Raw genomic sequence first — 13,937 nt, 5'->3', positions numbered from 1 at the left:
AAACGTGATCTCCCTCACCGTTGCAAGCATGTTAACGGAACATTGTATTTTATGACCTGCCTGGCGATAACCGCACGGTGCTGCATCTGTTTTTAAAAAAAAGAGCATATAGTATGTTGTAACTAAAATGATGTGTAATTAAACCCGGCCGAAGCCGGGTGACGTCATTAGCAAAGGGGGTTCACCGCTGCGCGCATTCCCTTCAGGAGAATGGCGTCAAGATCCAGGGTGACCTGGTCGACAAGTCCGGAGAACTGCGTGAGATCCTGTTCCCAGTGCTCGCTCACGCTCAGTACGGATTTCACCAGCTCACGGGTGCTCAACTGCTGGTCGCGATGCTGTGCCCACAGCTGCTGATAACGTTCCAGCCAGAAGGCATCATCCTGCACCGGATAGTTTTCCCCGTTACGTTCCCCGCGATAAAACGCTATCAGTGCAGCCAGAGCGAACGTCAGACGTGCAGGCAATTGTCCGCTTGCGTTCTGCCCTGCCAGCAGCTGCGGCAGGATGCGGGTGCGATATTTGGTCATGCCGTTGAGCGCAATGGAAAGCAGCTGGTGTCGGATGTAGGGATTACGAAAACGCCCTGTTACCGCACTGGCGAAAGATTCCAGCTCGTCACGCGGCAGATCGAGGACCGGAATGATCTCCTGATAAATTGCTTTTTCGACGAATGCGCAGATCTCTGCATCATTCATCGCCTCGCCCACCGTATCCAGCCCGGCCTGGAATGCCACCGGCACCAGCGCAGTGTGTGCGCCGTTCAGGATAGCGACTTTGCGCTCTTTGTAAGGCCTGATGTCGTCGACAATCAGCACATTCAACGGGTACTTATCCAGGCGGAGTTCCTGAGCAAGGGATGCCGGCCCCTGGATAACGAACAGATAGAAATGTTCAGCCGTATCCAGGAACCCATCGTGATAGCCCAGCTCAGCTTCCAGCATGGCCGCTTCGTCGCACGGGTAACCGGTCACGATACGGTCGACCAGCGTCGAGCAGAAGCTGTTGGCGTCGTTTAGCCACCGGATAAAGGCCGCAGGCAGCGCCCACTCCAGGGCATAGCGCAGGACAAGTTCACGCAGCGCATCACCGTTGTAGTCAATCAGTTCGCACGGAATGATGATCCAGCCTTTATCCGCTGCACCGTTGAAGTGGCTGAAGCGCTCAAACAGCAGTCGCGTCAGCTTCGCCGGGTAGCTCACCGCAGGGGCATCGTCGAATCGGTCACCCGCGTGGTAGCTGATACCCGCTTCGGTAGTGTTCGAGAAAACAAAGCGCATATCCGGACTGTGCGCCAGTTTCAGGAACGCATCATACTGGCTGTAGACGTCGATCTCCCGGTTAACCGAGCGGATAAGACGGCTCTCACTTACCGCTTCATCCTGCCCGTTCAGGCCGCGAATGATAGTGGTATAGAGACCATCCTGAGTGTTCAGCGACGGCGGGAAGTCGCTCTGAATAGGACGGACGATAACCACTCCGGCGTTAAGATCGGTATTTTCATTTAGCAGGTCAATTTGCCAGTCGACAAACGCACGCAGGAAGTTGCCTTCACCAAACTGAATAATGCGTTCCGGGTATTGAACACCGGGAAAATCACGACGGTTGAGCGTGTTCACAGGGATTCCTTTTATGATTAGTCATACAGCCTGATAAGATTGGTACGATAACTTATCAAAACTTAACGACCAGATACCCTGTTTTGATCAATCCACGGCGTAGTTGTACAAAATAATCATAAGAACTTATAGAACACGGACGTGGCCGTCATGGCGCCGTCCGGCATCAGGGCATAGCGTGGGATCTCCCCCACCTTTTGCCAGCCGGCACGCTGGTAGAACGTCTCGGCGCCGCTGCCGGTGGAGGTATCGAGCACCAGAACCGAAATATCTCTGGCCCGCGCCTCCGCTTCAAGCGCTTCCATCAATGCCATCGCGGCACCTTTGCGCCGCGCTTTCTCGTGAACCAGCAGCTTCGCCACATCGGCTCGATGCGGCTGGTTTTCCGGCTGGTCGACGATCAGCTGTACCGTTCCGATGACGCCGTCCTGCGGGTCGATACTGGCCAGCACGAGGCGCTCGTTGCGCCCTACGCTTTCAGCGATGCCGCGCCAGAACGAACGAGCCTTATCCAGACTAAAGGGAAGCATAAAGCTGACAGATGCCCCGCCGTTCACACAGTTTTCGAGGATCCCGGCCAGCGCATCAAGGTGGGTGAGAATGTCGTCTCGGGTGAGGTTTTTGATTTGCAGTGAGGTATTCATTGTTTTTCCTTACGTTGAATACCGTCACTGTGCATTTAACATCTTCTTAACGCAAACGGATCGGACATACGCTTTTGTTATGTTACCGGGCGCGCTGGCGCTGCTGTTTCATGGCATACATCTTTTCATCGGCCTCTTTTAGCCACTGCTGCAGGTCGTTGCCGTTATGATCGAATTCACTTAGCCCCCACGAGAAATGGAGCGACCAGGGGTGAAGCTTCCGGGCGTTATAGCTTTCGACCTGCTCGGCGAGATACTGCATGGCAATCCAGGCGCCCTGCTCATCCGTATCCGCGAACAGCACGGCGAACTCGTCCCCGCCAAAACGCACCAGCAGATCCGCTTCACGGAAAGAGGCGCGCATCAGCTGCGCCATCGCTTTCAGCGCCTTATCCCCCTCTTCATGCCCGAAGCGATCGTTAATTTCCTTAAAGCGATCCAAATCCAGCCAGCCGAGCGTCAGCGGCTCAGCGCGACGCCGGGCAACGGAAAGCGTGAACCGCACGAGCTGATTAAAGCCCCGACGGTTGAATAACCCGGTTAATTCATCCGTAGTCGCCGCGCTGATGGCAGCAAATTCATCCTCTGCCAGCGCGCCAAGATCTCCCAGCACGGCGAGGTCGGCGGCAGAAAACTCCCGGGGAGCGTAATCAATCAGGCACAGCGAGCCAACGCTTGCGCCGTCGCGCAGGCGCAGCGGGAAGCCCGCGTAAAAGCGCACGCGAGGCTCACCGGCCACCAGCGGGTTATCCGCAAAACGATCGTCCTGCAGCATATCCCCCACCACCAGCGGCGCTTCGGTGAGGATCGTATGGCCACAAAATGAGATATTGCGCGGAACGCTGCCGGGCGCCTGGCCGTCGGCCGACTTAACGATCAGCGAATGCTCATCAATGAGATTGACCATCGCCAGCGGCACCTGGAAGAAGCGTTTTGCCAGACGCGTTAAGCGGTCAAACGCCGGGGAGCTGTCGATATCAAGCAGGCCTGATTCTCGTAGCGAGTTGAGTCTGTCTGTTTCATTTTCAGGGGTTGCAGGTGCTTTCATAATGTCTCCTGACGTAAAGCGTTACTAAAAGCGTAGCTTAAACAGAGACATTGTCAGTGTTCTGACATCCTGTTAAGCCGCTTACTATTCACGTCAATGCCTTATGACGATTAACGCAGCTATGTTTCACTCCCGGAGGGCGCGGCAATTTGCTCGTCCGCCACCCGGGCGCTGGTACGGTTTCGACCCGCTTTTTTTGAACGATAGAGATGATCGTCCGCTTCGGCCATGAGCTTGTTGAAGACCTCGGTCAACTGCCAGGACTCGGCCTTTCCGCTGCCGAGGCCAATGCTGACCGTCAGATAGAGCGTCTGGTGACGCCATGTAAAAGGATGGCTGGCAACGGTGGCTCGGATACGTTCAGCCAGTTCAAAACCGTGCTGCGCGTCGCCTGAATTGACCACCACGGCGAACTCTTCCCCGCCCATGCGCGCCACCATGCCGTCTTCCCCGACGACCTGCTGAACCTGTCGGGCAAACGACGCCAGCACGCGGTCTCCGCACTCGTGGCCGTAGTTATCATTAATGCTTTTGAAATAATCAATATCCAGCAGCATGACGGTCAGAAAACGCGTGTGCCGGTACGTCTCTTCATGCTTTAACGCCTCATAAAGCCCGGAACGCGAGTAGACGTGCGTTAAAAAGTCATAATCCGCCCTCAGTGAAACCTGGCGGATCAGGGAATTTATCGCCGCCATGCTGACGGAAACCATCACCGGGCAGATCGCCATCGTGGCGATCCCCAGCCGGGCTGAAAACATCATTGGCGTCGTAAACGGCGTCGCCACGGCAATATTAATAACCGAGTTGGCGACCAGAATAATTTCAGTGGCGCCCGTGATAAACGTCAGCAGACAGGTCGCAGGCAACGAGTAACGAACCGCACACCAGATAAGCGCGGGCAGAGGAAACGAGAGGCTCCCCGCGCCGCCAATCACCACCGACGCGATCACCGAGACGATCAGCGCAATTACCGGCAGCAGCTGCTCCAGACGTAGCCTGAGCTCACGCCCGGGCATACGTAACGTGAGCATACAGGGCACAACAAGCACGCCGGTTGAGAACTGCTCGCTAAACCAGTCGGCAAACAGCGGCCAGAAGGTATGACTGTCAATCCCGACCGACCCTACCGCGCCGAGCAAGGCGCAAAGCAGCGCGGCAATCAGACAGTAGTTAAACAGGCGTAGCGCGTTAAGCGGATCGGGGGTTTTCTTCATCAGCCGCTTGTCGCGCTGGACCAGCACGGCGACGGCGACGATAAAGATCATGTTTGACAGGTTGATCACCACGGAGGCCATACCCCAGTTGGTCGTTACCGCGTCGTACAACAGCATCGCGACATAACAGACCGCATAGTAATGCAGGCGATTCAGGTAAACATAGCGGGCGAATATCCCTGCCATGACGCCATTCAGCGGCCAGAACAGCGACAGGGCCTCAACGAGCCGTAATTCCGCGCCCACAAAATAGAATAAGGTGGTGAGGATGAAGATCGTCGCTGCATTTCGCAGCGGCGTGTCAACCTGAAACGGCCTGAAAGCGGTAAGAGCAGAACGCATTAAATATCATTCCATATGAAAGCTTATGGCAATTATTGCGGTCGTCAGCATGATCGGGACTAACTTGGGATGCATCTATAACACAAATACCACGAGAGCATAACTCGTCAAATTTAGGCGTTCATCTGCAGCACCAGCCAGTGGTGGATGACGCTGACGATATAATTTTGTTGCGGCGCCGTGAGCGTTACGCCCTGTGGAATATTATGCCATTTTGCCAGACAGCCCCGACAACAGGTGGCGGTGGCATGCTGGGCGATAAACACCGGGTGACCGCGCATGGGCGTCTGTTTACCGTCGTTTGCGGGGTGAGCGGGCGCAAGGCGCTTTTCGACAAAATCCGCGGCGTGCCGGTCAATGGTTTCGGGGCCTTTGTCCCAGCAGTACTGTCGTTCCTTATCGCCTAAGCGAAAGCGCGAGCGAAATGTCGATCGCGCCAGGCGGGAAAAGAGAGGATCCAGATCGGACATCAGTATACGGAACGTCCCAGGCGCTGGGTCAGTTTCTCCAGAACCGCCACGCCGGCAAGCGAATTTCCGGTTTCATCCAGTTCCGGGCTCCAGACGGCTATCGCCATTTCATGCGGCACAATCGCCACGACCCCGCCGCCAACGCCAGATTTAGCCGGAAGCCCAACGCGCCAGGCAAACTCACCGGCGTTTTGATACATCCCGCTGGTAGCCATCAGCGCGTTAACCTGCCGAGCCTGAAGCGGAGAAACGACCTCCTGATCGAGATGCGGCGCGTGCCCCTGGTGTGCAAGGAACAGGAACGTCTGAGCCAGCTCAACGCAGCTCATTTTCAGGGCGCAGTAATGGAAGTAGTTTTGCAGCACGGTCGCCACGTCGTTGTGGAAATTACCGAAGGATTTCATCAGCCACGCGATAGCCGCGTTACGGGCGGAGTGTTCAAACTCCGAGCGTGCCACCACCGCATCATAGGCAATATCGTCAACGCCCGAGAGCTGGCGAACAATCTCCAGCATTCGCTGACGCGGTGCGCTGAGGCGACTTTGCAGCATATCGCAGACCACCAGCGCCCCGGCATTGATAAAGGGATTTCGCGGTTTACCCTGCTCAATCTCGAGCTGAAGCAGCGAGTTAAAAGGCTGGCCGGAAGGATCTTTACCGACACGCTGCCAGATCTCTTCTTCTTCATACTGGCGCATCGCCGCAACCAGACTCAGCACTTTCGAGATGGACTGAATGGAAAAACGCTCAGTCGCATCGCCTGCCTGGTATCGCTGTCCGTCGATGGTACAGATAGCAATCCCCAGCTTATTCCCGCTCACCGAGGCAAGGGCCGGAATATAGTCGGCAACCTTCCCCTTTCCAATTAACGGACGAACCTGCGCCAGAATCTCGTCCAACATCTCATTATGGATGACCGCAGCCACACTTTGCTCCTTGCCCTCAGGCTAAAACGGGCTGCGAGTATAACAGAGGCTTATGTATTGCGTCAGGCGCTAAGACGAAAACGCGAAACGGCCTGCAATAAAAGATCGGATTGCTTTTGCAGCCGCTCAGAGGCATCCGAGGCGTCTGAGACCAGCAGGTCCGTCTGACGGGAGACCTGATTCAGCGCCTGAAGCTGGCGCGTCATCTGGTGAATACTGTCTCCCTGGCTGAGCGTGGCGGTGGATATCTCATTAAGCAAACTGCTTAAATTGCCCACCAGACCGGTGACCTGCTGCAAATTCTCCTCCATCAGGTTAACGGCGCGGGAACCGTCTTCAATGCCCTGCAGCGAGCGGTTAATTAGCTCCTGAATGGTCTGCGTCGAGTGGCTGCTTTTTCTGGCCAAAAGCCCGACTTCCCTGGCGACGACGGCAAAGCCGCGCCCCTGGTTTCCGGCATGGGCCGCCTCGATGGCGGCATTCAGCGCCAGGATGTTGGTCTGAAACGCCACGCTGTCGATCATCGCCACGATCCCGCGCATCTCAGAAGATCGGTCGACGATCGCCTGCATGGACGCATTCACGGTAGACATCATCCGGTCGCCGCCCGCGGCCGCATGCCGCGCTTCATCGGCCCTCGAGCTGGCGAGCCTGGCATAGCCGGTATTCCCTTCCACATGGCTTTCCAGCGCCGCGATATGCGCCGTCACATCCTCAAGCTCTTTCGCCTGGCGCGCTGACTGCTGATACAGCTTCTGGTTACCCTCCGCAAGGGAGTCAATGTTCTCCACCATCGTTGCAGTGGCATGGCTGACCTGCGTCACCAGCTGCTGCAGACCGTGCTGCATCGTTGCAATACTGTCGCTAAGCTGACCTATCTCCCGGTTGAAGCGCATGACCTTCGGCGGCGTGCCGGAGAGATCCCCTGCCGCCAGCCGGTTAATATGCGCAATCAATCGACGCAGCGGCGTAATCACCCATCTGGACATGCCGAACCAGACGACAACCGCGATGGCAAGCAACAGCACCGGCGCAAACAGGAACAACGTTTGCAGGCCGGAGAGCTGCGCCATTAAGCTCTGACGTCCCTGCATGGCCTGCTTCTCGCTTACCTGCTGATAGCGCGCATAGTTGTCGTTAAAATCAGACTGAAACGCCTGAGCCGGTACGGCAAAAAAAGCGTCGATGGTATTTGTCTTGATTAGACCGTCTGCCTGCTCTTTGATCGCGTCGTAGAAAAGCTGATAGCTGTTCACCAGGGCATCGTCTTTCGGCGGATTCAGCGCCAGCCAGGCCTTCCACGCCTGCTGAGAAACCGCCAGCGCCTTTTGCGCATCGTCCATCAGGCTGTGCCAGCTTCCGTCGGAGCCGGTCTCTTTATCCTGCATAAACCAGACGCCGGACCGGTTAAGCAGGTCGCTTGCCGCCAGCAGGGAAACGCGGGCCAGATCCAGCTTGCTCTGCTGCTGCCAGGCCAGCAGGTTTTGCTGCTCGTTTCGCTGGGCGTCGTTCAGGGAGGCGTTAAGCAGGAATGAGGAGGAGAGCTGCAGCGCGGAGAAAAGGCCAATAATGCAAAAGATACCCGTCAGCAGGCCAAAGTGACGAGGGGTGAGACGCTGCGCAATACGGCGAAAAATTTGCGTTAGATTCATAATTATCTTCATTAACAATGCGTTAGACGCGTGCGAGTCTACGAAATGAAAATGACAGAACCATTGCAGATAAATGACAACGGCCCTCGTGATGAGGGCCGAAATCACAGGCGGGCGATAAATTACACGCGATCCTTCCAGACCGTCTGCACGTTGCAGAACTCGTGCAGCCCAAAGTGGGAAAGCTCGCGGCCAAAGCCGCTTTTCTTCACGCCGCCGAAGGCCACGCGCGCGTCGCTGGCGCTAAAGCCGTTGATAAACACGCCGCCGCACTCCAGTTCGCGGGAGAATTTATCCGCAAGCGCCGCGTCAGCGGTAAAGACGGTGGCGGACAGGCCAAAGTCGCTGTCGTTGGCAAGCGTCAGGGCATGCTCCGCATCTTTTGCTACCGTAACGGCCGCGACCGGACCAAACAGTTCCTGGCGGAACGCCGTCATCGACGGGGTGACGTTCGACAGCACGGTTGGCGCGTAGTAATTACCCTCTCCGCCGATTTTCTCTCCGCCCAGCAGCAGCGTTGCCCCTTCGGCCAGGGTGGCCTGCACCTGTTGATGCAGTTCATCGCGCAGGTCAAAACGCGCCATCGGGCCCAGGTAGTTCTCTTCTTCTTCCGGCGCGCCCATCTTTAACGCGGCGACGGCGTCGACGAAGCGGCGGGTAAAGGTCTCTGCGATCCCCTCCTCGACGATAAAACGTTTGGCCGCCGCGCATACCTGCCCGGTATTCTGATAGCGACCCGCCACCGCCGCCTTCACGGCTAGATCCAGGTCGGCATCGTTAAGTACGATAAACGGGTCGGAGCCACCCAGCTCAAGAACGCATTTTTTCAGCGCGGCTCCTGCCTGCGCGCCAATGGCCGCACCGGCACGCACGCTGCCAGTGACGGTCACCGCCGCAATACGGCGATCGTTAATCGCCTGGCTTACGCCGTCATTGGTGGCGTTCACCCAGCCGAATACGCCTTCAGGGAAACCGGCATCCGCAAAGATCTGCGCAATAAGATCCGCAGAACCGAGCACGTTTGGCGCATGTTTCAGCAGATAGCTGTTACCTGCCAGCAGAATTGGCACCGCGCCGCGCAGCACCTGCCAGAGCGGGAAGTTCCATGGCATTACCGCGAGAATCGGCCCCAGCGGACGGTATTCAATGACCGCGTTATGGTTTTCCACCAGCGTGGGTTCCGCACGCAGCATCGCCGGGCCATGCTCGGCATACCAGTCGCACAGACCGGCGGATTTTGTCACTTCCGCCCGCGCCTGCAGGATGGGTTTTCCCATTTCACGGGAGATGGTCTGCGCCATCTCTTCTGCGCGGTTTCGCAGCGCTGCGCCGAGATCACGCAGCTTCTGCGCCCGGTGGGACACGCTTTCGCGTCGCCACTGGCGATACCCCGCGTCAGACTGAGAAATCGCGCGTTCAACCTCTTCCGGCGTCGCCCAGGCAAAGGCACCGAGGGTTTCCCCCGTTGCCGGGTTAACGGACAGGGCATGTGTAGCAGATGAATATTTCATGATGTTCTCCACGCATTTCGGTTGATTGATTGTGGCTCACTCTGCTATTTCTTAAAAATGAATAATACTAACCACCTTATTCACGAAACGAGAATGCTATGGACTTAACCCAGCTTGAAATGTTTAACGCCGTCGCGCTGACGGGCAGCATCACCCAGGCGGCGCAGAAGGTGCATCGCGTGCCGTCCAACCTGACGACCCGCATCCGCCAGCTGGAAGCCGATCTTGGCGTTGAGCTGTTTATTCGTGAGAACCAGCGTTTGCGCTTATCCCCCGCCGGCCATAACTTCCTGCGCTACAGCAGGCAGATCCTCGCCCTGGTGGACGAAGCGCGCATGGTCGTCGCGGGTGATGAGCCGCAGGGGCTATTTGCCCTCGGCGCGCTGGAAAGCACCGCCGCGGTGCGCATTCCCGAAACGCTGGCGCAGTTTAACCAGCGCTATCCGCGCATCCAGTTTGCCCTTTCTACCGGGCCTTCCGGGACGATGATTGATGGCGTACAGGAGGGAACGCTAAGCGCCGCCTTTGTCGACGGGCCGCTGTCGCACCCGGAGCTGGAGGGCATGCCGGTCTACAGGGAAGAGATGATGCTGGTCACGCCTGCCGGGCATGCGGAGGTGACGCGCGCTACACAGGTCAGCGGCAGCGACGTTTACGCTTTTCGCGCGAACTGCTCGTACCGTCGACATCTGGAAAGCTGGTTTCATGCGGACAGAGCCACGCCCGGCCGCATTCATGAGATGGAGTCCTATCACGGCATGCTCGCCTGCGTCATTGCGGGCGCGGGCATCGCGCTGATGCCGCGCTCGATGCTGGAGAGTATGCCGGGACATCATCAGGTTGAAGCCTGGCCGCTGGCGGAAAACTGGCGCTGGCTCACGACCTGGCTGGTGTGGCGGCGCGGGGCGATGACCCGCCAGCTGGAAGCCTTTATAGCGCTGCTAAACGAACGTCTTCAACCAGCGCCTTCTCCATAAACAGGCTGAGCGGATCGTCAGCGTACGGGGCAAACGCCGGACGTAAATCGTACCCGCACTGCTCGTACAGACGAACCGCGGCGCGCTGTTTGATGCCCGTCTCCAGTCGCACCGTGTGGCAGTGACGGCTCAGGGCCTCATCTTCCAGGGCGGCCAGCAGCGTTTCACCCAGATGCTGCCCGCGATGGGCTGGATCGATATAGACCCGCTTCATCTCCCCCGTTCCGTCGCCGTTGAGCACAATGGCTCCGCAGCCCACGGCGTGCAGCTGCTGGTCACGAATGACCATCAGGATCAGCGAAGCTTCCGGCAGCGCGGACAGGTCGAGAAGATGATTGCTTTCGGCGGGATAGAGCTCGCTCTGATAGCGGTCAAGCGCCGCGATCAGGTTGAGAATGTCCGGATGACGTGCAGATTCAGAGGTAATGGAATACATGGCAGGCTCCTTGCTGTTTTTATATCAACATAGCTCAGGCCTGCCGGGGTGGTTCATAGTATTAACTTATAGCGCGTCACTCAGCTAGCGCAGGAAGATTCGCCCTTTCATATACAGTGTCGCCTGGCCGCCAATCAGCACGCGGCCGCCCTTCAGCTCGCAGCGCAGATCCCCGCCACGGTATGACACCTGGCGGGCATTGAGCGACGTTTTGCCCAGCTTTTCGCTCCAGTAAGGGATCAGCATGCTGTGGGCGGATCCGGTAACCGGATCTTCCGGCACCCCTTCGCCCGGACAGAAGAAGCGGCTGACGAAGTCATATTCTTCTCCCGGCGCCGTCACGCAGACCATTTTATCCAGCGGAAGCATGGCCCCGATATCCGGCGTTAACGCTTCAACCTGCTGCTGGCTCTCCAGCACCACCATGTAATCGCGTCCGACGCGCACCTCTTTTGCCGCCGTGATGCCCAGCGCGCTAAACAGCACTTCAGGTAGGTTCTCGACAACCTCCGTCGACCACGCGGGGAAGTTCAGCGTCAGCCAGTCGCCGCTGCGTTTGACGGTCAGCTCGCCCACAAAGCGGGTGGTGAAGGTAATTTCGGTATGTGGATAATCAAGGTATTCGAAAATGACGTGCGATGCGGCAAGCGTAGCGTGACCGCAGAGGTTAATTTCATCCAGCGTGGTGAACCAGCGCAGCTCAAACCCGCCGTCGGTGCGTACGAAAAAGGCGGTCTCAGACTGGTTATGCTGCTGCGCCATTTTGAGCAGCGTTTCGTCCGGCAGCCACTCTTCCAGAGGACATACCGCTGCGGCGTTGCCGCCAAAGGTTTTATCGCTGAAGGCATCCACCAGATAAAAATCAATTTCCTGCATTGTCTCTTCCTCTCTTGTTATGGGTTTTTAGCGCAGAAAAACTGTGCCTTTCAGATAAAGCGTGGCCTGCCCGCTCATCAGCACGCGCGAACCTTTCAGCTCGCAGCGTACGTCGCCGCCGCGCGCTGAAACCTGACGGGCAAACATCGTCGTTTTGCCCAGCTTTTCGCTCCAGTAAGGGATCAGCATGGTGTGCGCAGAGCCGGTGACCGGGTCCTCCGGGACGGAAACGCCCGGTGAGAAAAAGCGGCTGACAAAATCATATTCCCCCTCACCGCGCGCCGTAACGCACACCTTATGCTCGCCTGGCTTCATCGCCGAGAAGCGCGGCGCAAGCGCTTCAACCTGCTGGCGATTCTCCAGAACGATCAGCCAGGCGCGCCCTTTACGGGCTTCAACGTAGCGGCTGATACCCAGCGCCGAGAGCATCTCCGGCGGGGGCGTCTCTTCATGGGTTGGACATGCCGGGAAGTCCAGCGTCATCCACTCCCCCTCCCGGCTGACCGTCAGGCGGCCAGAGGCGGTATCAAAGTGGATCCGCGAATCCGGGTAATCCAGCTCGGTAAACAGCACGTGCGCGGCCGCCAGCGTAGCGTGGCCGCAGAGATTGACTTCGGTGAGCGTGGTAAACCAGCGTAGCTCAATGCCCCCTTTACTGCAGACGAAAAAAGCGGTTTCCGACTGATTATGCTGCTGCGCCATTTTCAGCAAGGTCTCATCGGGTAACCATTCCTTGAGCGGGCAAACGGCGGCCGGATTGCCGCCAAATGAGGTATCGCTGAACGCATCTACCAGATAAAAATCAATCTCCTGCATTGTCTTACCGCCTGTTTTTATTGTGTTGTTCTTTTATATTCAATGAAAACAGCGTTCCCGGCTACCGCTTTCATAAGGTAAATATTGAGATCTGCGTCACATAATGGTTGAGTTTTCGCCGTTCAACGTTTTAAGATCGTCTCCTCTTCTTTTCAGCAACGAATCTCCGACATCCCTATGACAACGAACACAGTTTCCCGCAGGGTTGCGTGGCTACGCGTGGTCACGCTGGCCATCGCCGCGTTTATTTTTAACACCACAGAATTTGTTCCGGTTGGGCTGTTGTCTGACATCGCTGAAAGTTTCCAGATGGAAACGGCCCAGGTGGGCATTATGTTGACCATCTACGCCTGGGTAGTGGCGCTGATGTCCTTGCCGTTTATGCTTTTGACCAGCCAGATGGAGCGGCGCAGGCTGCTGATCGGTCTGTTTGTGCTGTTCATCGCCAGCCATGTCCTGTCGTTTATGGCGTGGAATTTTACGGTGCTGGTCATCAGCCGAATCGGCATTGCCTTTGCCCATGCGGTGTTCTGGTCGATCACCGCGTCTCTGGCTATTCGACTCGCTCCGGCAGGGAAACGCGCCCAGGCGCTGAGCCTGATTGCCACCGGTACCGCACTGGCGATGGTGCTGGGACTGCCGATTGGCCGCATCGTAGGGCAATACTTCGGCTGGCGTACGACGTTCTTCGCCATTGGTATGGGCGCGCTGGTTACGCTGGTATGCCTGATTAAGCTGCTGCCCGCGCTGCCGAGCGAGCATTCCGGCTCGCTGAAAAGCCTGCCGCTGCTGATGCGTCGCCCGGCGCTGCTGGGTATCTACCTGCTTACCGTTATTGTGGTGACTGCCCATTACACGGCATACAGCTACATTGAACCCTTTGTGCAGGTGGTGGCGGGCTTTAGCGCCAACTTTGCCACCGTCCTGCTGTTGATCCTCGGCGGAGCGGGCATTATTGGCAGCGTGCTGTTCGGTAAGCTGGGTAACCGGCATGCGTCGACGCTGGTGAGCTGCGCTATCGGTCTGCTGCTGGCCTGCCTGCTGCTGCTGATGCCTGCCGCAGGCAGTGAAAGCCATCTGGCGATCCTCAGCCTGTTCTGGGGCATGGCGATCATGATTATTGGTCTGGGCATGCAGGTGAAAGTTCTGGCCCTGGCACCGGATGCAACGGACGTCGCCATGTCGCTGTTCTCAGGGATTTTCAATCTGGGGATTGGCGCGGGCGCGCTGGTGGGAAATCAGGTAATACTGCACGTATCAATGTCGGCGATTGGCTATCTCGGCGCCATTCCGGCCCTGGTGGCGCTGCTCTGGTCGGTGCTCATCTTCCGTAAATGGCCGGTGGCGCTGGAGCAACAGGGTCAGCACGGGTGAGCCTTCTTGCCGGGTGGCGGCTTCGCCTT

13 protein-coding genes are annotated in these 13,937 nt (G+C 57.4%); 2 read left to right on the top strand and 11 right to left on the bottom strand.

Annotated elements, in window-relative coordinates:
* Nucleotides 1–167 precede the first annotated feature (167 nt).
* The 8 genes from BJ885_RS07425 to sad form a co-directional block, all read right to left on the bottom strand.
* Complete coding sequence (locus BJ885_RS07425; protein WP_121931547.1) at nt 168–1,619, bottom strand: tagaturonate reductase; 1,452 nt, start codon at nt 1,617–1,619, stop codon at nt 168–170.
* 116 nt (nt 1,620–1,735) lie between these two features.
* On the bottom strand, nt 1,736–2,263 hold the full coding sequence (locus BJ885_RS07420) for a GNAT family N-acetyltransferase (RefSeq protein WP_047647721.1): 528 nt from the start codon (nt 2,261–2,263) through the stop codon (nt 1,736–1,738).
* 82 nt (nt 2,264–2,345) lie between these two features.
* Nucleotides 2,346–3,311 (bottom strand): sensor domain-containing diguanylate cyclase, encoded by a 966-nt coding sequence (locus BJ885_RS07415; RefSeq protein ID WP_047647722.1) that lies wholly within the window; start codon nt 3,309–3,311, stop codon nt 2,346–2,348.
* A gap of 119 nt (nt 3,312–3,430) precedes the next feature.
* The gene (locus tag BJ885_RS07410) at nt 3,431–4,870 is read right to left on the bottom strand and encodes a GGDEF domain-containing protein (RefSeq protein WP_121931546.1); all 1,440 of its coding nucleotides are present in this window, start codon (nt 4,868–4,870) and stop codon (nt 3,431–3,433) included.
* 113 nt (nt 4,871–4,983) lie between these two features.
* Complete coding sequence (locus BJ885_RS07405) at nt 4,984–5,340, bottom strand: DUF4186 domain-containing protein (RefSeq protein ID WP_047060875.1); 357 nt, start codon at nt 5,338–5,340, stop codon at nt 4,984–4,986.
* Nucleotides 5,340–6,266, bottom strand: a complete 927-nt coding sequence (glsB, locus tag BJ885_RS07400; protein ID WP_023311792.1) for a glutaminase B — start codon at nt 6,264–6,266, stop codon at nt 5,340–5,342. Before glsB ends, BJ885_RS07405 begins: the two co-directional genes overlap by 1 nt.
* 62 nt (nt 6,267–6,328) lie before the next feature.
* Nucleotides 6,329–7,918 carry a methyl-accepting chemotaxis protein gene (locus BJ885_RS07395; protein ID WP_121931545.1) on the bottom strand — a complete coding sequence of 530 codons (1,590 nt, stop codon included), beginning with the start codon at nt 7,916–7,918 and terminating at the stop codon, nt 6,329–6,331.
* 122 nt (nt 7,919–8,040) lie between these two features.
* Complete coding sequence (gene sad, locus BJ885_RS07390; protein ID WP_121931544.1) at nt 8,041–9,429, bottom strand: succinate-semialdehyde dehydrogenase; 1,389 nt, start codon at nt 9,427–9,429, stop codon at nt 8,041–8,043.
* A gap of 98 nt (nt 9,430–9,527) precedes the next feature.
* Here sad and BJ885_RS07385 point away from each other — a divergent pair, with 98 nt between their 5' ends.
* On the top strand, nt 9,528–10,406 hold the full coding sequence (locus BJ885_RS07385) for a putrescine utilization regulator PtrR (RefSeq protein WP_029741251.1): 879 nt from the start codon (nt 9,528–9,530) through the stop codon (nt 10,404–10,406).
* On the opposite strand, the gene BJ885_RS07380 is transcribed toward BJ885_RS07385, so the two are convergent.
* The 3 genes from BJ885_RS07380 to BJ885_RS07370 form a co-directional block, all read right to left on the bottom strand.
* Nucleotides 10,360–10,842, bottom strand: coding sequence for a GNAT family N-acetyltransferase (locus BJ885_RS07380; protein ID WP_029741250.1), 483 nt, complete (start codon nt 10,840–10,842; stop codon nt 10,360–10,362). The genes BJ885_RS07385 and BJ885_RS07380 overlap by 47 nt on opposite strands.
* 84 nt (nt 10,843–10,926) lie before the next feature.
* Nucleotides 10,927–11,718, bottom strand: coding sequence for a PhzF family phenazine biosynthesis protein (locus BJ885_RS07375; RefSeq protein ID WP_121931543.1), 792 nt, complete (start codon nt 11,716–11,718; stop codon nt 10,927–10,929).
* A gap of 27 nt (nt 11,719–11,745) precedes the next feature.
* Nucleotides 11,746–12,534: a PhzF family phenazine biosynthesis protein gene (locus BJ885_RS07370; RefSeq protein WP_047647727.1), complete on the bottom strand. Its 789-nt coding sequence runs from the start codon at nt 12,532–12,534 to the stop codon at nt 11,746–11,748.
* A 177-nt stretch (nt 12,535–12,711) separates the two neighbouring features.
* Here BJ885_RS07370 and BJ885_RS07365 point away from each other — a divergent pair, with 177 nt between their 5' ends.
* Nucleotides 12,712–13,908: a sugar transporter gene (locus tag BJ885_RS07365; protein WP_121931542.1), complete on the top strand. Its 1,197-nt coding sequence runs from the start codon at nt 12,712–12,714 to the stop codon at nt 13,906–13,908.
* The last annotated feature ends 29 nt before the right edge of the window (nt 13,909–13,937 follow it).

Source organism: Enterobacter sp. WP_7_1 (assembly GCF_003688535.1).
GTDB lineage: Bacteria > Pseudomonadota > Gammaproteobacteria > Enterobacterales > Enterobacteriaceae > Enterobacter > Enterobacter asburiae.
The sequence above is the reverse complement of the archived record's forward strand: the minus strand, read 5'-3'. Positions and strand labels throughout refer to the sequence as shown.